Here is a 19,981-nt window from a genome sequence, read left to right on the forward strand (position 1 = left end):
GATTATTTAAGCTGCTGGTTCAGGCCATACCAGATCACGTCAACGCGGTCAGCTACGGCCGCGAGATCCTGGTACGCCCAGCCGGTTAAATCGCGCCAGTCGCGGTCTTCTTTTTCCATCGGAACAATGCCTTTTGTAATATCCGTGCCAATAATGACAACGGTGCGCTCATGACGCTCACTTTCCCACGTCCGCCAAATTCCAAGTAGCGACTGCCAGATTGCCCGGCATTCTTCAAATCCCGATTCGACCGTTAACCCCTTGAGCCACTGTTCCACGCCTTCAAGAACGACCACATCTCCGTAAAAGCGACTCACATTAAGCGGAATTTTCGTTTGGTCATAAGCCGATTTCCAGCAATGATCTTCGGTTAAGCCGTAGAAGTTCTTCACCCATTTTGTTTTGCCGTTATAGGCACCACCCGTAACGAAGTGCATCGCGCGTCCCTCCTTAGATCTTCTCGTTTCCATTCAAGCTCCACTGCGGAACCGTGCGGAACTTTCCATTCCCAGAACGACCGCTCCTCAGGGGCGTATTTCATTAACAAGTAGCGAATCACCCCGCCGTGCGTCGTAAGGATCACCTTTTTATGCAACTGCAAATTCATTTGTTTCACCATCGCTTGAAAGCCCTGATCAATTCGCTCCGTAAACTGCGCGAAGCTTTCTCCGCCAGGCGGTGCGTCCGCGAGCGGATCGGACACCCAGCTTCGATATTGCTTATCATGTTCAAGATCGGCATACGTTTTCCCTTCCCAATCGCCAAAGAGGATTTCGCGAAAAAGCGGTATCGAAATCGCTTTTCTGTGCGGAAAAAGTCGTTTTGTCGTTTGCATGCACCGGTCCAGGTCACTCGTAAAAATCAAATCATAATCATCCGTCACGTCCGCAAACTCAGCGTCTTCACTAATCGACGGATTCGTCCAACCAATATACGCCCCGCGCTTATTGTCTTCCGTTACACCATGACGAAATAATGTAATAACCACACGCTCATCCATAAAAGCACCTCCATTCCTTCAACGCTTGCGCCAAGCACATCGCCTGTGATGCCGTTAAACCATCTTAGACTATTTCGCTTCATTCCGATTGCCACCACGATCGTGACAGCACTTAATAGTAGCGTCATCCAAAACGCCTCGACTGAAATGAGAAACGTCGCCCCGATGATCAAAAGCCAATAAACTGGGTAGACCCATAAGCATGACCGCTCGATTCCTTTCTGAAAAAAAGCGGCGAGCCCCTTCTCTTTTGCCGGCTGTATCAAAACGAGAAACGCACCCATCACAGTTTTACTAAAAAAGGGAATCAGGATAATAAGGAAATACGAGACGTCCTGCGTCATCTGTGCGATTTCATAGAGAAACAGAAACTTAGCCGCAAGCAGGACGATCACCGATAGTACGCCAAACGCTCCTGTTCGCGGATCGTTCATTATCTCGAGACGCTTCTCCAGATCGCGATACGAGAAAAACGCATCGCTCGCATCCATCCAGCCGTCAAGATGAAGGCCACCTGTCAGCACCATCATAAATAGCCAGACGAAAAACGTTGCCACAAGTGTTGAAAACGGCGTCCACTGAAGTAACCCGTACAAAAGACCTGACGCTAGCAATCCCTGGAGTAACCCAAGCAACGGAAACGTTTGAATCGAACGCGTTAGCTGCTTCGGCCCCATCGGGATTTCACGGCGAATTGGAATAACGGTAAAAAACTGAAGGTTGATCAGCATTCCCTGCCATAAGTTCATCGGTGCTCACCCTGAAACATGATGTCTTTAATCAGCTCCCATTTCAGATGAGGCTTAAGGTCATGCACGAGATCGTCGTACGTTTTTTCTTTTAACTGCTTGCGATTGATTTGTTTCTGCTCTGGCAACTCCTTTTTCGCTCGAAGCCCGTTCAGCCAAACGGTGCGCCACTCATCATTATGAAAAAGGTGATGCAAATACGTGCCAATGACGCGGCCATCTTCTCCGTAGTACCCTTCAGACCGATCGCCAATCTTGAGAAACGGCGTTGCTGGATGGTCGAAAAGTGTTTCGCCAAGATGAATTTCGTATCCTTCAATTGGTGAGCCCGTTTCTACGTGTACCCCGCTCACTCGAATCGTCGTTTTCACTTCATGAAACGTCGTTTTTGCGGGAATCAGTCCGAGACCGGAAAGCTCCGTCCCAGCATTACCGGTATCTGAGCCATGTTCGTCAATTAGATTATTGGTCAGCATTTGATAGCCGCCGCAAATGCCAACAACATTTCCACCACTTGCGGCATAGCTTTTTAACGCATCTTCAAATCCTTGATCCTTCATCCACTGCAAGTCGCTGATCGTGCTTTTCGTTCCGGGAAGTATAATCGCATCCGGCGCACCCAGCTCACGCGGATCCTGCACCCAGCGAATCGTAACGTCTTCTTCGTTAAACGGTTCGATGTCGCTATAGTTTGAAAGAAACGGAAGCTTGATCACGGCGATCTCAAGCGTGCCCTTTTTATGTAAAAAGCGATCGGTCAGCGAAAGCGAATCTTCCCCTTCGACGCGATGGTTCACATACGGGAGGACCCCGACGATCGGGATGCCCGTACGCTTTTCAAGCCACGTGATGCCGTCTTCGAAAAGGTCTGGATCTCCGCGAAATTTATTGATGATGATTCCTTTGACCCGCTCTCGTTCTTCTTTCTCAAGGAGCTCAAGCGTGCCAACAATGCTTGCAAACACGCCGCCTCGATCAATGTCTGCGACAAGAAGAACAGGAACATCCGCCATCTCCGCTACTTTCATGTTCACAAGCTCGCGATCTTTCAAGTTCACTTCTACCGGACTTCCTGCGCCTTCCATGACGATTACCTCATACGTTTTTTTGAGGTGATCAAGCGCGAGCGCAATGCTTTCAATCCCCATTTCGTAGTACGACTGGCGGTAGTCTTTGCCAGAAAGCGTTCGGTACGACGTGCCAAACTGAATCACTTCCGCATGCTGATCGGACCGAGACTTGAGCAGGATCGGGTTCATCCACACGCTCGCTTCCGTTCGTGCGGCTTCCGCCTGAGCGCCCTGCGCCCGGCCGATTTCTTTGCCTTCAATCGTAACGTACGAATTGTTGGACATGTTTTGCGATTTAAACGGCGCCACCGCGTAGCCTTCATTGGTAAGAAGGCGACAGAACGCCGTTACGATCAAGCTTTTCCCAACGTCGGATGCCGTCCCTTGAATCATGATCCCGTTCATACGCCTTCTCCTTTCATCAGTTGCGGTACGCCATTTTCAACTAAATACGCCTCATCAGCTTTTGAAACGATCCATTGATGAAGCTCGCCAAGTTGCCGTGCATAAACGTCGACGAGGCCGTTTAACGGCTCATAACCAAGTTCATTGCTAACGATGATCAGCGCTTCTGAGCGTTCATTAAGTTTTTCGATGTCATTCTGAATTTTTTGTTTCGTTTGTTGTTGAAACGCTTCGTCTCGCCAGCTCTCCTTGCGAAAAAGTTCATTAGAAAGAAGGGTTGTGACGCAATCTAGGAGCACGACGGCATTTTCGTTTAAGGATGGCGTGACGCTTCCAATATCCGTTGCGCATTCCACTGTTTCCCATGGAACATTGGCAGATGCGCGATCATGCTGGTGACGTGCGATGCGTTTTTGCATTTCGTCATCGCTCGGCTGTCCACTGGCGAGGTAATAAAGGGGACCATTTTTTATCGAAGCCGCTCGCTTTTCCGCAAAACGACTTTTTCCGCTTCTTACGCCACCGGTTATAAAAATGAGCTTCGCCATGAGGTGAGCACCTCCCTTAACCGCTCGTTTTCCTCCGGCGTGCGGATCGCAAATCGAAGCCACCTGCCGTCGAGTCCTGGAAAGTTTTCCGTATGTCTTGGAACGATGCCTTTTTTCATAAGAAAGCTTAGAAGTTCCGATTGATCCTCTCTTTCTGGATCTCGTAGGAGATAAAAGTTAACGCTCGAGTTGGAATATGTAAAGTTGTTTTCCTCGAAAAAATGAAAGCAATTCTCTCGTTCTTGTTCGATCATTTGATGTGTTTCGGCTACAAAATCGGTTTCTTGAAGGCACAGTTCGCCAGCGTGTAGCGCCAGAGCGTTTACACTCCAGTGCGGCTGAAGCTTTTTGATCGCTTCGATCACGTCTGGATGAGCCATCATGTAGCCGAGACGAAGTCCTGGAATGGCGTACATTTTCGTAAGTGAGCGCAAAATCATCAGGTTGGAAAAGGGGGCGAGCAGCGATGAAAACGATGATTCATCCCCTAAAAAGTCCGCGAAAGCTTCATCAATGATAATGGCGCAATCATGTTTTTTCGCCGCTTCAACTAAAGCGAGAATGGAAGCGGGGTCATATGTGACGCCGGTTGGGTTGTTTGGCGTACAAAGAAAAACCGCATCAACGTACGGCAATTTTTCAATCAGGTGTGAACCTAGCGCCCATTCCCCTTCTTCGAGGGTATGATAGGTCACTTCACATCCCGCACGAAGGCAAGCGGATTCGTATTCAGAAAAAGTCGGTTGAACGATGCAAACGCGCTTCCCTGCTAAATAACGACCGACAAGCGTAATTAGCTCAGCGCCTCCGTTTCCGATAAGCAGCTGATTTTCTTCCACGTCATGGACGTTCGCGAGCTTTTCCATTAAGCGGGCGGCGTGCGGATCAGGATAGGTGGTAATGAGATCGAAAGCGTCTTCCCATGTTTCTTTCAGGGAGGGTGGCGGTCCGAGCGGGTTCAGGTTGGCGCTGAAATCAATTGTGCGCTCGGGCTGGTCGATTTGGAGTGATTCGTATACATAATGGGCGTTAGCGCCATGAGATGGTAGCGTCAATGAGCAGCCCTCCGATCCAGAGAATAAGTAAAAATAGAATGCTTGCGCGATTCATGATCATGATCGCTTTTGGAATATGTAACGCGCTTAGCTTCATAATGGGATCTCCCATACGCGCGCGGTTTGAAACGATACCACCATATGTGTTCACGCCACCAAGCTGTACACCGAGAATCGCCGCGGTTGCCGCTTCGCCCCAGCCGCTGTTCGGACTTGGGTGCTGTTTGGCATCGCGGAATAGGATGTGCCAGGCGTGAGAGATGGTCGAGTGCTCCGGCCGTTTGACGAGAATCATACAAATACCGGTTAGCCGCGCTGGCATCCAGTTCACCACGTCATCAAGCTTTGCGGAGGCGTACCCGAATTCACCGTACTTTTCGTTTCGATAGCCGACCATGGAATCGCACGTGTTGATGGCGCGGTACGCCATTGCACCGACACTTCCGCCAATTAAAGCCCAGAATAATGGCGCTGTGATGCCGTCGCTCGTGTTTTCTGCCACCGTTTCAACCGTACCGCGCACCACTTCGCTTTCGTCGAGGTTTGCTGTGTCACGACCGACGATCCAGGAAAGCTTTTCGCGCGCTTCTGTCATATTACCGTCTTGTAGCGGTTCGTAAACATCAAGCGCCGCATTCCGCAGGCTTTTTTGTGCGATCGTTGTAGCGATCAGGATCGCTTCATAAAAAATACCAACGAGCGGGTGAAGCGTGTAGGCGATTGTCACGGTAAGACCGGTGATACTGATGACGATTAAAAGCACGGTTAACGTCATGAGCGTACCTTTTTGCTTGCGGTTGCGGCCGTTGTTCCAGCGTTTTTCAAGGAAGCTTATGAGCTTGCCAAATCCCTTTACCGGGTGCGGCCAATTGGGCGGATCGCCGATAAGTCGATCCAGGTAAAACGCTAAGGTGATGGCAAGCAGGTGATTTAGAATCATCGGTTGAGCCTTATGCGATAGTTTTCAAGCGCCTCAGTCGTACACGCATAAACGCCTTCGCTGATCAGTTTTCCAAGCGTTGTAATCGTTCCGGCATACGCCTGGTGCTCGCCTCGCTGAGTGGCGGCGATCAGGATGCTGTCGGTTGACGTTCCGGTTGCCGTGGTGCCTGTCACCGCGTCTTTTACTTGCTGGTCGTGCATCACCTTTACCTTCGCTTCCGTTGCCGTCATAATGCTTTGAATGAACGCTTCGTCTGTGAGCGTACCGTTCACGAAAACCCACGTATTGATCGTTCCCGGAAGCGGTTCGTAGACATGCTCACGGCTTTTAGACGCATCAACGGCATTACCGACGCCTGCCGTTACAACGACGAAAACGGAAACGCCATCGTCTTCGATGAGACGATAAGCGACGTCCTCGAGCTGAACCGCCGTCATCATGCCAACTGTTTCGGTTGGATCGATGCCGTTCGCTTCAAGAAAGCTTGTCATTTCCCCTTTATGGTCGGTGCAGTTATACGTTTTATCTACGTGACGGTTTACAAAGGTGCGATACCAGCCCGTTCCTGAGCCAACAACGCCGGATGACATTGTTCGGAGAGGGAACGGTGCGTTCAGCGTGATCATGTCTTTTTGATGAGTAAGACATTTTTCCGTAATGTGAAGATCACTTAAATCCTCCGCCTGCTTTTCCGGTAGTAGCAGCATTTGCGGTTTTGGCACAGTTGGATGCGGATGCTTCTCGATTTTCGTACGGTAAACGGACTGAATGCGCTCTTCGTTTAACACGTCATTCGGCTTGTTGTGAAGGTTGATTTGCCCATTTTCTAGAAGAAGGAGGCGATCGCAGTAAAGGCCCGCCAAATTCAGGTCGTGAAAAATTGAAATCACCGTAAGCCCTTGTTCCCGCGTCCACCTTTTCAACAAATCAAGCAGTTCTTTTTGATAGGAAAGATCCAGGTGATTCGTAGGTTCATCTAGTAAAAGAATTTCAGGTTCTTGAGCAAGCGCCTGTGCGAGAAAGACGCGCTGGCGCTCACCGCCAGATAGCTCATTCACGTAGTGATCTTCAAAACTTGCGATGCCGGTTTGCGCCATCGTGCGCTGGACGACCGCTTCGTCATGCTCGCTCCACGATTGGAACCAGCCGGATTGATGCGCGTAGCGGCCGAGCGAAACGGTTTCTTTGACCGTATAGGGAAAAGCCTGCTCCGCGTGCTGTGGCAGGACCGCGAGCACGCGCGCCAGCTGTTTCGCTGAGTAGCTTGCGATCGGCTTTTCTTTTAGCAAAATCGAGCCTGACTTTGCTTTTAGAATGCCGCTAACCATTTTAAAAATCGTTGTTTTGCCGCTTCCGTTCGGACCAACGATTCCGAGCAGCTCGCCTCTCTCTACATCAAACGAGATGTCGTTGAGCACGTCGTGACCGGGGTATCCTCCTGTAACAGATTGTACGCTAAGCATGCTTATCCTCTACTTTCTTTCCGTCTTCTAATTAAAATAATAGCAAACACAGGCGCGCCGATGAGCGATGTGATGACGCCGATCGGAAGCTCTGTTGGCGAAATGATCGTGCGCGAGATCAAGTCGGCGACGATCAGAAAAGCGGCGCCTAGTAAAATTGAGAGCGGCAGTAAATGGCGATGATCCGGTCCCCATAAGAGGCGCGTTAAATGCGGAATCACGAGACCAACAAAGCCGATCGTTCCAGACACAGCGACGGCCGCGCCTGTTAAAATGGATCCACCAATTAGAATCCAGAGCTTTCGTTTGGCGACGTTTACGCCGATATGCTGAGCGCGCTCTTCGCCAAAGGACATGGCGTTCAGCTCTTTGGTGCTGAAAAGGAGAATGCCTGCGCCAATAATGAAAAAGGGCAAGATAATCCCGATATATTCCCAGCCGCGCATGGATACACTTCCGAGGAGCCAGCCGATGATCTGCCTTAGTTCCTCTCCGGTTAGCGCAATCATGAGCGATAGAAGCGAGCCAAGAAAAGAGCTAAAGACGATTCCTGTTAGGATAATCGTCTCCACGCGCATCGATCGCTCGATTTGTCGTGCAAAGAAAAGCACGAGGAAAATCGTGAGGATCGAAGCGGCGATGCTCATGACAGGAAGGGTAAACATCCCTACAAATGGAATGGATAGGTTAAAAAAGAGCACGAGCACGGCTCCGACCGATGCGCCAGATGATACGCCGAGCACGTATGGATCGGCTAATGGATTACGTAGTAAACCTTGAAAAGCGGCCCCTGCTATCGCAAGAGACGCCCCAACAAGACCTGCCAAAATGACACGCGGCAGACGAATATCCATCACAATCGTTGTGAACATCGGATCCGTCTTTCCTAAGGAAGGAAGGTGAAGCACTTCGGTTCCGATTAATTTTAAAATGGTGAGCACCGGGACGGAAACGGTGCCGATGGAAATGCCGAGCAGCATCGCGGCGATTAAGAGCGCTGTCGCAATCGGATAGGCAATGAACCGTTTATTCAGCAAAAACATCCGGGTAAACCGCTTTTGCAAGTTCCTCTACTCCTTCAACGAGACGAGGGCCTGAGCGCGTCACAAGGTCCGAGTGCACGTCGACAACTTGCTCTTCTTTTACCGCCGTTACGTCCTGCCAGCCGTCGCGGCTTAACACTTGCTCAACAGTGTTTTCTGTATAGTAGCCGTACGTTGTGATGATGACGTCAGGGTTCGCTTGAATGATTGCTTCCTGGTCGATCTGGTTCCAGCCTTCCTCGTCGTGGGTAACATTTTTCGCGTGAATCATCGACAGCATGTCATCCATGAACGTGTTTTTTCCTGGAGAGAAAATTTCAGGCGCCGGTGCGACTTCGACGAAGACGTTTTTCTCATCTTCTTCAGGGATGCCTTCAGCTTTTGCTTGAATGTCTTCAAGCTGCTTTTTCATATCGTCGATCGTTGTTTTTGCTTCTTCTGTTTCGCCTGTAGCTTGTCCGATCATTTCGATCGAATCGTACACTGCATCAAAGCTCTTTGCATCGTTTACAACAAGTACAGCGATTCCAGCATCGCGAAGCTGTTGAAGACCAGCTTCTGAATTATGTGCGCTTGAGCCGTGGGCAAGTACAAGGTCCGGTTTCAGGGAGATGATTTTTTCGACGTTAAATTCCATGCCGCCGATTTTCTCAATATCCGCCGTTTCTTCTGGGTAGTTCGCGAAATCAGAAACGCCGACAACTTCTTCTCCAGCGCCAAGGTCAAATAGAATTTCGGTGTTACTTGGAATGAGGGAAACAATTTTTTCTGGATCGTTCTCGATCGTCACTTCCTTATCGAGGGCATCGGTGATGGTTACTGGGAAAGCGCTATCTTTTGATGATTCAGCTTGATCGGTTGTCGTATTTCCTTCATTTGTTGCGCTGTTCTCTTCACTTGCACCGCAACCTGCGATGATTCCTGTGACGAGAAAAAGTAAAACGAGTAGTGAATAAAGCTTTTTCATGTGTGTTTCTCCTCCTGTACAATGATGTCTCTAAAATAAAAAAATCCCCACGCCGGAGGGCATGAAGATGGTCGAATGGAAGTAACGGTGCATCAAGGCACCTGAATCCGTTCGCACATCCCTATCCTCGTAGGCTGTTCGCGCTTGATTCAGGCAGGTCTCCTGGCTCATGGTTATCGCGTGCTGCTCCTTCCCATTCGTTGTGCGAACAGTGGATTCTGCAGCAAGCGACCATTTACAGTGGCGGGACCGCGCTGGAATTGCACCAGCTTCCCTTTTAAGTCTTCATTGAAAAGACACCTGAATCGATCACTATGAAATTTCGTAACAAGTTTATTATACATGATTGTATGAGTGGGGGGAACTGTTGTCTTTTTTGGGGGTCAGGCTCCTCTCTGACCCCTTCGCTTTCATTCACATCGATCCCCTTATTCGTTAAGGCTTCGAAGAAATTCTCAGACTTACAAAAGCAAAAAAAGCGTCCCTCATTGAAGGACACTTTTGCTACTTTTGTCTTTTGGTGGGGTCAGGCACGAGCCTGACCCCACCTCCACCTCCCCTTCCACCACTCACCCTTACACATTCTCTTGCTTCAGCGTATCGACGATATTATTTTTCTCTAATTTCTTAATGGAGTAGAACATTGCGGAACCTACGATGATGAAGATGGCAATGATCACAAAGAGAAGACTCATCCACGGCAATGTGAACCCATAGACGAACGTATTTCTAAATGACAAATACATCAGGAACATGATCGCAATGCTGATTGGAATCCCGTAGAGGATCGCCTTCATGCCATAGAAGATGCTCTCGTAGTTCATCATTTTATTAAATCCTTTCGGTGTCATCCCAATGGACTTCAGCATAGCGAATTCTCGCTTGCGAAGAGAAATGCTTGTCGAGATGGTATTGAAAATATTTGCGATGGAGATAAGTGAAATTAACGATATAAATCCGTACGTGAAGACAGACATGAAGAGAATCATCTGCTTGTCGCGCTGTCTATTTTGAAAAACATTATAAACATACAGATCGGATCGTTTCCCCTCTTCAATCGCTTCTTGCGTCGCCATTGAATCTGAACTGTTCATATAGAGAGAGGTTCGCACGTCTTTTTGAACTTCTTTATCGATCAGCCCATTCATGGTTTCCTCCGAAACGATGAAGTCGAGTCCACCGGCGCCAGACCTACTCACACCCATTGGCAGTTCATCCGTTAATGCACCGATCTCAACGTTGTTTATTAATTTTACTTCCTCTGTTTCATAATTCATTGAATATAGCTCGATGCTTTCCCCTATTCTGGCGTTGAGAGACTTTGTTTCCTTAATCTTGCTTGTCTCAGGATCCATATAAGAGACGTTTTCAATCAAAATACCGGCCGGTTTCTCCGGATCCTGAAGTTTCTCTGCATCCATGCCTACTTTTTTTGCATATTCGTTAAAGCTTTGTTCGTCTAAGCCATGTAAAACCGCATTATATTGGTATTTTCCATCCTTCAGTAAGCTCTCATCTTGATATAAGTTTTTCTCTAGCCCATCTGGAATAGCATCATCATCCACATAGGTGTTTAGCATTAGTTCGTTGATTATACTTGCATTCGTTACATTCTTAAGGTTCGTAAACGGCTCAAGATCCTCTTTCTCAACGCTGTTTCCACTTATTTGAATATCATAATTGATGTTTTGCTGAGAGAGCTCAACGGATTTTTCTAAATTCGACGTAAAGTAGGAAACCGATAGGAACAGGATAATGCTAATCACAAGTGAAAAAACGGTCACCTGATACCTTCTTTTATTCCGCTTTAAATTCTTCAAGCCGATCTCAGCTTCGATCCCAAATAATTTTCGAATCAGTTTTGAGGTCTTCACTGTTTTGCCAGATAGCTTAATGTCCTGCGTTTGTCGGATGGCATCAATGGCTGAGATCTTCGATGCTTTGCGTGCTGGCATATAGGATGAAATAAAAATCGTGATGATCGAAATCCCGCAGGCAACGAGAACACTTAGAGGCGTTACGACGACCTGGAGCTTTTCTGTACCCCCAAGAGCCCCTTCAATAAAGGAATTAATGAACATGAAAGTAGCCGCTATGCCAGCAAATCCAGCAAGAACGCCGAGCGGAATACTGATCAGGCCGATAATCGCTCCTTCAAAAAAGACCGATGTTTGCTTCTGTCGTTTCGTCGCTCCAACGCTCGCCAGCATTCCTAAATGTCTAGAACGTTCCGAAACGCTAATTGCAAAAGCATTGTAAATCAATGCAACTGAACCGATAATGATGACGCTCATAATAATTCCAGTTAACAGTAGCATTGTTTGTAACAGATTATCGTTATCGGTCACGCCATAGTAGCGAAGCAGTTCATCGTTGAACGTGACGTTTTCAATATTGTTTTGTTTCGCCAGCGTTTCTGCATGCTTATACAGAGATCGTTTCACTTTGTCTAACACGACGACGGCATCAACGGTGTCCTTGCTATTCATAAGGCTTTGATCGACATAGCTAATCGCCGTATAACCGGGCGCCCACGCGGGTTCCCATGTAGGACGTTTGATTTTTCCTACAATCGTATACGTTCTCGTGTTCTCATTTTCTAATGACTCACTTGCACCTTCTACATCCGTTTGGAGGGGATCTTTTTGAGAAAAAGGACGTTCAACACCTTCCATCAGACGTTTGCCAACGTTCAGTGTGATTTGATCGCCTATCCCGTGTTTCAACTTTGCATTCCCCGCAACTTCTTCAGACAATACAATCTCATTGTCTTCCTGCGGCAAGCGTCCCTCGCTTATTTCGATTGGGAAGTTTTTGAATCCCTGCTCATTGTATTCTTTAATAAACAAATAAGGTTTGCTTTCATTTTGAGGTTCATCTAATTTGGCATAACCTACATCGTTTGCGAGAATCAGAGTCTTGGTTGATTTGTCGCTTTCGATCGCTTCGATTTGATTGGAATCGACGTTCTCATATTGAACATGCCACTCTCCATCCGTCGCGATCGATTGTCGTTGCAAGAGATCCATGAACGATACACCAAGCGTCGCGACAGCCATAACCATCGCTACGGAAATTATGACACCAATGATGGTAACCAGTGTCCGTCTTTTGTTTTCCTTCAAATGCCTCACGGTCAGTTTGTTTACGATGTTCATGGACGGATCACCTCGTCTTTGGCAATCCTCCCGTCTTCAATCGAAATGACGCGATCCGCTTGTAAAGCGATGCGTTCATCATGTGTAATGACAATCAGCGTTTGGTTGTAATTTTTATTAAACATTTTCAGAAGTTCCATGATCTCACTGCTATTTTGACTATCCAAATTTCCGGTCGGTTCATCAGCGAGCATAATGGAAGGATTACTAATGAGTGCCCTCCCAATTGACACACGCTGTTGCTGGCCACCTGATAATTGGTTCGGCAAGTGCCCAAGCCGATTTTGTAAGCCCAATGTGCCGACGATATTCTCAAGCTGCTTCTGATCAACTTTATGTTCATCCAGTAGCATCGGAAGAGTGATATTCTCTTCCACAGTTAAGATGGGAATCAAATTATAGAACTGATAAATCAACCCGATTTGCCTTCTTCTAAAGATAGCAAGCTGCGTTTCATCGAGTTGATAGATGTTTGTATTATCCACGAGAACGTTGCCGCTTGTCGGTCGATCCACGCCACCGAGTAGGTGAAGCAAGGTTGACTTCCCTGAACCAGACGGCCCAATGATCACCACAAATTCTCCCTTTTTAACTGAAAACGAGACGTTATCAAGTGCCTTCACGGCCGTTTCCCCTTTGCCATACACTTTAGACAGATTTTCTATTTGTAAAATATCCATTGCAGATTCCCCCATAAATTTAATGTACCTTCAGTTTATCTGCCTAAAATGACGTTAAAGTGACTCTTAGGTGACAGTTTAGTCACCTGGCCTTTCTAAACAACTTGCTTATAAAATTTAATGTTAAATTCGGTACCCGTACCCTTTTCACTCGTTACTTCAATATCCCCATTCTGGCTAGTGATAATGCTGTACGCCATCGCAAGACCGATTCCAACGCTATCGTCTCCCGCATTCTTCCCCCTATAAAATCGTTTAAAAATATAAGGCAGATCTTCTTTTGGAATGCCATTTCCATTGTCTGAAATGATGATTTCGGTATATAACGGATTGTCAGAATACGAGAGTGAAATCGTTCCACCCTCATCGGTATGCTCCACGCAGTTTTTTAATATATTTAAAAGCGCCTCCGAAGTCCAGTTAAGATCGCCAACGAACGTGACCCCGTCATCCCCGGTTATGTTTAAGGTTTGCTGTTTAATATCGACTGGGATAAGAATAGATTCTACTGCTTTTTGAATCACTTGCTGAGCGGAAATTCTTTCTTTTTTAAATATCACCGTCCCGGCATCGATTTTGGATAATTTCAGCAAAGAGGAGACAAGCCATTCGATCCTTTCTAATTGAACGCGAATGTTATTGGTAAATTCCCCCCGCTTCACCTTATCTAAATTCGGATCACTCACTAAATCTACCATCACTAGCATCGAAGTTAACGGGGTTTTGAGCTGGTGGGAAATATCTGAAATGGCATTGGTTAATTTCACTTTATCTTCTTGTAAAAGGGAACGGTGCTCTGAAAGCATCATCGTAACTTTATAAATATCATTCTTTAAAATACTGAGCTCACCCTCATGGTTATTTCTCACATCCAACGTATAATCCCCACTACTAATCTGTCTCAAATAACCAGAAAGCTGCTCGATTTCACGGTATCGCCATCTTGTAAAAAACACAAAACAACTGACGAGCATGAGTGAGGTAATCAGTGTTAAGAGTGCCGCTTGGTAAGAAAGCACGAACACAGCGAGTCCCGTTGAAACAAGAATGATTCCAGCAATAACGAGAAAAAGAAGACGAATTTCACGATTACGCAGCAACCTAATCACCCACCTTATAGCCTAAACCACGCACGGTTTTAATGATTTTGGGGCTCTGTGGGTTGTCCTCAAGCTTTTCGCGAAGACGCTTAATGTAGACAGTCAGCGTATTGTCGTTGACGAAATCACCAGCCACATCCCATATCCGTTCTAATAGCTGATTCCTCGTTAAAACTTGTCCAACGTGATTGGCGAAAATAAGGAAAAGCCTATACTCAAGCGCAGTTAGAAGAACTTCCTCGCCTTTTTTATAAACCTTGCCTTCTAGCGTATTGATTCGGATATCTTCAATCGTGATGATGTTAGTGGATTGTGGCTGTGGTTGCTTATTGTAACGACGCAACACCGATTTAATTCTCGAAAGCAATTCACGAATGCGAAACGGCTTTGTGATGTAGTCATCCGCTCCCATATCAAGACCCATAACCACATTTACTTCATCATCAAATGCCGTCAGAAAAATGACCGGTATATCGCTCCGTTTCTTAACAAACTCACAAAGATCATACCCGCTGCCATCTGGTAAGGATAAATCAAATAAACACAAATCGATTTTATGTAATTGCTCCGACAGCACATCCCTTGCCGATTCAGCATTATGGCAAACAACCGTCTCATACCCCTCGTTTTGCAAGGAATAGTCAAGCCCCGTCGCAATCGTCTTATCATCTTCCACCATTAATAACTTCAATTGGAGCACCCTCCCTTTGGTTTGTTCTTTTTGGGGGGTCTGGTTCGAGCCTGACCCCTTCCTTTCTCTATTCCCCTCAAACCCTTTAATGATAAGGCTTTGAAGGAACTACTTACATTCATTTAAATGTCAAAAGTGTCCCTAGAGGAGGAACACTTTTCACTGTTTTGTCTTTTGGCGGGGCCAGGCTCGAGCCTGACCCCTCTCAAGTATTTCCTCTTTTTCAAGTGTACAATATTTACATACGATCATATAGATCATGTCCCAAAGATTGTAACGTTGGCCTATGTACTTATTGCTATGATGCCTTGCACGGCTGATATCATTCAGTAAAAGAAACTTGTCCGATTTATCACATGTGGTGGGGGCAGAGAGGAATCGAATCCCTATAACCCCGCCAATTTTCTACTACCTTCTCTTCGTTAACATATACAAAAACCACACCGCATGATTCTGCTCATCCGCTGCTGCTCTTTTGAACGTTTCTTTTATATACGGATCCTGCGTTTGTTCAGCAATATCAAGATAGAAGTCGACTGTGTTTTGCTCATCGTTAAAGGCAAGGTCGAGACCTACTCTATAATCAGTTGCACATTCTTCAACAAGCTCGGGCTCATGCTGTTGGCCAGTTAGCTGCGTATAGATTTGTTGAAAAGCTCTGAAATGCTTCTTCTCATCCTGTCGAATTTCTTTGATGCGGTTCTTTTCCGTTTCATTTGGTGCTAGACTCGCTAACTTCTTATAGCATTGAATGGCACTGTATTGACCGTTGATCGCAGTGGCAATATCATCTGCAAGTGTTCGGTAGAGATAAGACATGAGCTCGCTCCTTTTTTTGGGGTGTTTGGGTGTTTAGATACGATAGTGTATTTGAGGGGGGGCAGGCACGTGCCTGACCCCCCTCAAATACAAAAACCGTGGATTGTCCGTCACAGACGGACAATCCACGGTTTAATTGCTTTCATTCTTTCTATTCCGCCTTCGCTTCCTCCACCATTTCCTTTAAATCATCAATCGTTTGTCCTTCAAATGGTTCACCGTTGACGAAGAGTGCCGGGGTGCCGCTTACGTTCAGGTTTCGTGCGCGGTCAAGGTCGTAGTCCACGGCCTCTTGACCAGCACCATCCTGGAATGCCGTGAGCACTTGCTCCGCTTTCTCTTCATCAGTGATTTCTTTTAAGGTATCGAAGAGGTAATCCTCAGTATAAATATCCTGCTGTTCCGTTCCTTCGGTTTGCTTTTCATACATTAACCTGTGAAACTCCCAGAAAACGTCGTTGCCGAGCTCTTCATACACGACCTCTGCAAATTCAGCTGAACGATTGGAATCGACATTAATGAATGGATAGTTCATGAACGTAAATTTCACATCGCCCGTTTGGATTAGCTCCTGATCGATTTGTGGGAAAAAGGATTGTTCAAACGCTTTACAGTAAGGACATTTGTAATCGCCAAATTCGATCACTTCCACCTGGGCATTTTCGTCCCCAAGAAACGGCTGATCCATCGCTTCTTCACTTGATCCGCCCGAGTTGGATCCAGTTGTCATGATGATGACAACGACGATCACAACAGCCGTCACAGCCGCTAATCCATACATCCACGCTTTCGGCTTTTGTTTTGACTTCGTCGCCGGGTTTTTCTTTTTATTTCTAGAGTTTTCCATTATCCCTGAACTCCTTTAGCTTGTTTTGAAAAAAGTTTATCGTCGACTGCAATCGTTCCACCACCGCTTATAAGTAGCGCGAGTGACATACCGAGAAGGGCCAGATCAAGTTCGTACCCTCCAATAAATCCTGTTCCGCTTTTTACCGTAAAGATAGCTCCGAGCATCACGATGATAAAGAGCGCAGCGACGATGCGGGTTCCGAGACCAATGATCATGAGAACACCACCTACAAGTTCGATTGTGGCAACCACATAAGCTAATCCACCACTAATCCCAATGCTTTCAAAAAAGCCAGCGGTATTCCCAATTCCCCCTGCAAACTTATCAAATCCATGAACGGTAAAAATAAGTCCAAGAGCGAGACGAAGGACGACTAGGGCGACGTTTGGTGATAATTTCATATATCATTTCTCCTTTTTTGCACTACATAGTGTAGTGTTCATTTTCGAAAAAGAATTAGGGTGTCGCCACCGTAAACATGACGGTTAACCCTAAGACGATAAAGATTGAATAAAGTATGGTTCCCACAGGCAGCGTAGCATGTACTTCTTTCTCAGGAGAAAGAATGTGCTGGATGCGGTCATTCACAGACGTATCTGCGAACGAAACGGCAAACGCGTGTCGCTGTCTGTGCTCGTTTTTCAACAATTTTAATAGTGCGCTACTAAGGTCAAGGATATTGTTTGTTTGCAACATCGCAAACTTGTCCGCCTCAATCTCCCTCAGCGTTTGATAGTGTTTCGATACCCATTTCAGGATCGGAACGTACCAGAGCGCAGTCACGAGAAGCGTGATGAGAAATTTTTTTAACGGGTCGCGGTGCTGTTGATGAAATTGTTCATGACAAATGACGGCACAAAGCTCCTCTTCAGTAAGCATGTTCACAAGCGCAGTCGAAAGAACGATCTTCGGTTTGATTAGCCCATATGTAAGCGCGATCGGTGCTTCGCTAGTGATAACTGTGATTTGGTGCAGATTATATTGATCGATTATCTTCTTTGTAGCTGAGTCGTCCTGTAAAAGCGACAATCGTTTTGAGAAAGTGACGTACCGTGCTATCTGCTTCACGAGGACGATCACGACAAGTGCAATCGTTGAAAGAATCAACACTTCTAAAAAAATATTCATCGATGATATGCCGATTGCGCGAAACAAGTTATGACAAGCTTCAAGAACGGTAAACATCAAATTCCAGTTTGAGAAAAGATGCAGACTGTACATGGTCATTTGCACGACCACAGCTACGACGAGAAAAAGAGACAGCGTGAAAACAAGCCCTGTCTGTTTGATTTTCATCTTACTTCTCCTTTAGCTGCTTGATTTTTTGCTCTAGCTTTTCAATCAGAATAGGATCTGCTTCATCAAGCGCATCAAGCATATGATTGACCGCTAGCGGACCGAATTCATCCATCAAATCCTGCGTTAGCTCTTTCGACTGCGTTTGTAAAAACTCTTCTTTTGAGAAAACCGGCTTGAACATCGACGTTCGCTTCTCCGTTCTCTTCGCAAGTACGCCTTTATCAACAAGACGATTCATTACCGTCATCACCGTATTAAAGTTCGTACTCTTTTCCTGATCAAGCTTATGCTTCACATCTTTAATAGTCATCTCCGGTCCATTCCAGAGAATATCCATAATCTTCGCTTCAAGCGAACCAAAGAAACGATTCAACCCCGTCTCATTTGTTTTGAACTGCTGAATTTTCATCGCGTCCACCTCACACTACACAGTGTAGTTTAAATGGATGGTGGGGTCAAGAGGAGTTGAGGGTGTTCTTTGTGGGAGGACGTTTGTTTGCGGAGGGGGTCAGGCTCGAGCCTGACCCCCTCTACAAGTTTAATGATGGACAGAGAAGACATATCGCCATTCCCTGTCTCTTTTTCATAGGATCTCCCTAATCAGGGTAGCATACGAATACCTAGACCTATGAAGGAGGAAACCGGTCATGACTATGAAAATCGTTACAATTGTCGCTTATTTCTATTTGATCGCCTCATCCCTTATTTTTTCAGGAGATATGTCTGGTGGGAACGATGTGCTCATCGCCCCCTCGGGCTACACGTTTTCAATCTGGTTGTTGATTTATTTACTTCTTCTCATTTCACTCGTTCGCCAATTCACGGCAAGCGAGTGTGATCAGGCACTGTATGTGAAAATATCCTACCTTTTTGCTAGCAGCATGCTTTTATCTGGAACCGCCGTTCTTGTAAGTAATTCAGTGGCGCTCATCTTTATCGCAGGTTCCTTGATTACGCTGTCCATCCTTTACGCCATCATCACAAAAAATGCTGACCGCTCTTCCTTTTTCAGCGTACCGTTTTCGTTCTACCTCGCCTGGACATCGATTGCCACGATCGTGGATGTATTCGTTGTGGCAGATGTAAATAACGTATCGCTGATTTTTGGGATGAATGAGCTAACTTGGACGATTATTATGCTCATTATCGGCGCAGGACTTGCCGTCTACTTTAGTCTTTACAACGACGATTTGATCTACCCGATCGTGTTTTTGTGGGGTTACTTTGGCATCTTTGTGAAAGACGATAAACCGTTGCAGCTGACGTACACGCTTAGTATTGTGATGATTGGACTTGTGGCGTTTGTGATTTGGAAGGTCGTGCAGGAGATGCGTGGACGGAGGATGAGAGCGGAGGCGGTTTGAATGTGTGGGGGTATTTCTTAAGGGGGGTCAGACTCGGGTCTGACCCCCTCTCCCTCTCATTGTGCTCAATCCCTTACTGTGTAAGGGTTTTGCAGCTGGAATGCTTCACAATTAATGTGAAAAAGTGTCCTATGGTGGAGAACACTTTTTGTGGTTTTGTCTTTATGAGGGGTCAGGCTCGAGCCTGACCCCTTTCCAAAATCGTTTGAACGAGCTGTTCTTCGCTACCTTCCACTCTCTTAACTCCGCTTGTGTAGTAAAAGCTGCTCGCTTCTTTAGCGTTATGAAACCCTTCTTCATTAAAAAGGTAAACTGGGATATCACGACCAAGCGCAATGCCAATTTCAATATGGGTTCCCTTTCCTCCTGGAAGCAGAACAATAAGAATATCAGCTTTTTTTACTGCCTCTAATTCTGCTTCTCCTATTGAAGCAAGTTCATCAAGCGTGGCGGCTTTTTCGTTTTTCGTCCAATCGTATGTATGCTTGAAGCCATGACGTTTCAATTCAGCAGCTAGTGTCTGAACATGTTGTTTGTTTTGAAAACTTGATGCGATGTAAAAGTTCATCTTTCTTTTCCTCCGTTCTCAATCCGTGACGAAGCACAAATCAGTATACACATAGTAGCCGTTAACCGCTACGTCTCCGTTACATCATTTTTTAGTTTCTTAGTAAGGGAGCGTTACCGTTAAAATTTCAAAAATAAGCGCCACATGCGAACAGCCCGTAACCATACATAGTGATGTAAGTAGAAGCACTATACGCTTCATTTATTCTC

22 protein-coding genes and 1 riboswitch are annotated in these 19,981 nt (G+C 46.3%); of the genes, 1 reads left to right on the forward strand and 21 read right to left on the reverse strand.

Features of this window, described 5'->3' with window-relative positions:
* Positions 1-2 precede the first annotated feature (2 nt).
* The 19 genes from ATG70_RS16385 to ATG70_RS16475 form a co-directional block, all read right to left on the reverse strand.
* Complete coding sequence (locus ATG70_RS16385; protein ID WP_098445323.1) at positions 3-437, reverse strand: bifunctional adenosylcobinamide kinase/adenosylcobinamide-phosphate guanylyltransferase; 435 nt, start codon at positions 435-437, stop codon at positions 3-5.
* A complete protein-coding gene (locus ATG70_RS16390; protein ID WP_098445324.1) occupies positions 389-1,000 on the reverse strand; it encodes a histidine phosphatase family protein in 612 nt (203 codons plus the stop codon). The genes ATG70_RS16385 and ATG70_RS16390 overlap by 49 nt, the downstream gene beginning before the upstream one ends.
* On the reverse strand, positions 958-1,749 hold the full coding sequence (cobS, locus tag ATG70_RS16395) for an adenosylcobinamide-GDP ribazoletransferase (RefSeq protein ID WP_098445325.1): 792 nt from the start codon (positions 1,747-1,749) through the stop codon (positions 958-960). The genes ATG70_RS16390 and cobS overlap by 43 nt, the downstream gene beginning before the upstream one ends.
* Positions 1,746-3,224 (reverse strand): cobyric acid synthase, encoded by a 1,479-nt coding sequence (locus ATG70_RS16400; protein WP_098445326.1) that lies wholly within the window; start codon positions 3,222-3,224, stop codon positions 1,746-1,748. The genes cobS and ATG70_RS16400 overlap by 4 nt, the downstream gene beginning before the upstream one ends.
* A complete protein-coding gene (locus ATG70_RS16405; protein WP_257147735.1) occupies positions 3,221-3,772 on the reverse strand; it encodes a bifunctional adenosylcobinamide kinase/adenosylcobinamide-phosphate guanylyltransferase in 552 nt (183 codons plus the stop codon). Before ATG70_RS16405 ends, ATG70_RS16400 begins: the two co-directional genes overlap by 4 nt.
* A complete protein-coding gene (gene cobD, locus ATG70_RS16410; RefSeq protein ID WP_098445327.1) occupies positions 3,751-4,827 on the reverse strand; it encodes a threonine-phosphate decarboxylase CobD in 1,077 nt (358 codons plus the stop codon). The genes ATG70_RS16405 and cobD overlap by 22 nt, the downstream gene beginning before the upstream one ends.
* Positions 4,802-5,767, reverse strand: a complete 966-nt coding sequence (cbiB, locus tag ATG70_RS16415; RefSeq protein ID WP_098445328.1) for an adenosylcobinamide-phosphate synthase CbiB — start codon at positions 5,765-5,767, stop codon at positions 4,802-4,804. Before cbiB ends, cobD begins: the two co-directional genes overlap by 26 nt.
* The gene (locus ATG70_RS16420; RefSeq protein WP_098445329.1) at positions 5,764-7,233 is read right to left on the reverse strand and encodes an adenosylcobinamide amidohydrolase; all 1,470 of its coding nucleotides are present in this window, start codon (positions 7,231-7,233) and stop codon (positions 5,764-5,766) included. Before ATG70_RS16420 ends, cbiB begins: the two co-directional genes overlap by 4 nt.
* Before the next feature lie 2 nt (positions 7,234-7,235).
* On the reverse strand, positions 7,236-8,276 hold the full coding sequence (locus tag ATG70_RS16425; protein WP_179886340.1) for a FecCD family ABC transporter permease: 1,041 nt from the start codon (positions 8,274-8,276) through the stop codon (positions 7,236-7,238).
* Positions 8,260-9,243, reverse strand: a complete 984-nt coding sequence (locus tag ATG70_RS16430; protein WP_098445331.1) for an ABC transporter substrate-binding protein — start codon at positions 9,241-9,243, stop codon at positions 8,260-8,262. The genes ATG70_RS16425 and ATG70_RS16430 overlap by 17 nt, the downstream gene beginning before the upstream one ends.
* A gap of 135 nt (positions 9,244-9,378) precedes the next feature.
* Positions 9,379-9,562, reverse strand: a riboswitch (cobalamin riboswitch).
* Positions 9,563-9,818: 256 nt separating this feature from the next.
* Entirely contained in the window at positions 9,819-12,401 is a 2,583-nt protein-coding gene (locus ATG70_RS16435; protein WP_098445332.1) for an ABC transporter permease, read from the reverse strand.
* The gene (locus ATG70_RS16440) at positions 12,398-13,081 is read right to left on the reverse strand and encodes an ABC transporter ATP-binding protein (RefSeq protein ID WP_098445333.1); all 684 of its coding nucleotides are present in this window, start codon (positions 13,079-13,081) and stop codon (positions 12,398-12,400) included. The genes ATG70_RS16435 and ATG70_RS16440 overlap by 4 nt, the downstream gene beginning before the upstream one ends.
* Positions 13,082-13,176: 95 nt before the next feature.
* Positions 13,177-14,181 carry a sensor histidine kinase gene (locus ATG70_RS16445; protein WP_098445334.1) on the reverse strand — a complete coding sequence of 335 codons (1,005 nt, stop codon included), beginning with the start codon at positions 14,179-14,181 and terminating at the stop codon, positions 13,177-13,179.
* 1 nt (position 14,182) lies between these two features.
* A complete protein-coding gene (locus ATG70_RS16450) occupies positions 14,183-14,872 on the reverse strand; it encodes a response regulator transcription factor (protein WP_098445335.1) in 690 nt (229 codons plus the stop codon).
* 408 nt (positions 14,873-15,280) lie between these two features.
* A complete protein-coding gene (locus ATG70_RS16455; RefSeq protein ID WP_098445336.1) occupies positions 15,281-15,691 on the reverse strand; it encodes a ferritin family protein in 411 nt (136 codons plus the stop codon).
* A 151-nt stretch (positions 15,692-15,842) separates the two neighbouring features.
* Positions 15,843-16,538, reverse strand: a complete 696-nt coding sequence (locus ATG70_RS16460) for a DsbA family protein (RefSeq protein ID WP_098445337.1) — start codon at positions 16,536-16,538, stop codon at positions 15,843-15,845.
* Positions 16,538-16,942 carry a DoxX family protein gene (locus ATG70_RS16465; protein WP_098445338.1) on the reverse strand — a complete coding sequence of 135 codons (405 nt, stop codon included), beginning with the start codon at positions 16,940-16,942 and terminating at the stop codon, positions 16,538-16,540. The genes ATG70_RS16460 and ATG70_RS16465 overlap by 1 nt, the downstream gene beginning before the upstream one ends.
* 55 nt (positions 16,943-16,997) lie before the next feature.
* Entirely contained in the window at positions 16,998-17,837 is an 840-nt protein-coding gene (locus ATG70_RS16470; protein WP_098445339.1) for a M56 family metallopeptidase, read from the reverse strand.
* Position 17,838: 1 nt separating this feature from the next.
* The gene (locus tag ATG70_RS16475; protein WP_098445340.1) at positions 17,839-18,249 is read right to left on the reverse strand and encodes a BlaI/MecI/CopY family transcriptional regulator; all 411 of its coding nucleotides are present in this window, start codon (positions 18,247-18,249) and stop codon (positions 17,839-17,841) included.
* Between the two features lie 238 nt (positions 18,250-18,487).
* Here ATG70_RS16475 and ATG70_RS16480 point away from each other — a divergent pair, with 238 nt between their 5' ends.
* Positions 18,488-19,204: a hypothetical protein gene (locus tag ATG70_RS16480; protein WP_098445341.1), complete on the forward strand. Its 717-nt coding sequence runs from the start codon at positions 18,488-18,490 to the stop codon at positions 19,202-19,204.
* A gap of 172 nt (positions 19,205-19,376) precedes the next feature.
* Here the strand turns inward: ATG70_RS16480 and ATG70_RS16485 are convergent, their stop codons facing one another.
* Positions 19,377-19,772 carry a nucleoside 2-deoxyribosyltransferase gene (locus ATG70_RS16485; protein WP_098445342.1) on the reverse strand — a complete coding sequence of 132 codons (396 nt, stop codon included), beginning with the start codon at positions 19,770-19,772 and terminating at the stop codon, positions 19,377-19,379.
* A gap of 99 nt (positions 19,773-19,871) precedes the next feature.
* Positions 19,872-19,973, reverse strand: coding sequence for a lipoprotein (locus ATG70_RS23000; protein WP_373560769.1), 102 nt, complete (start codon positions 19,971-19,973; stop codon positions 19,872-19,874).
* Between the last annotated feature and the right edge of the window lie 8 nt (positions 19,974-19,981).

Source organism: Bacillus sp. es.036 (assembly GCF_002563635.1).
GTDB lineage: Bacteria > Bacillota > Bacilli > Bacillales > Guptibacillaceae > Guptibacillus.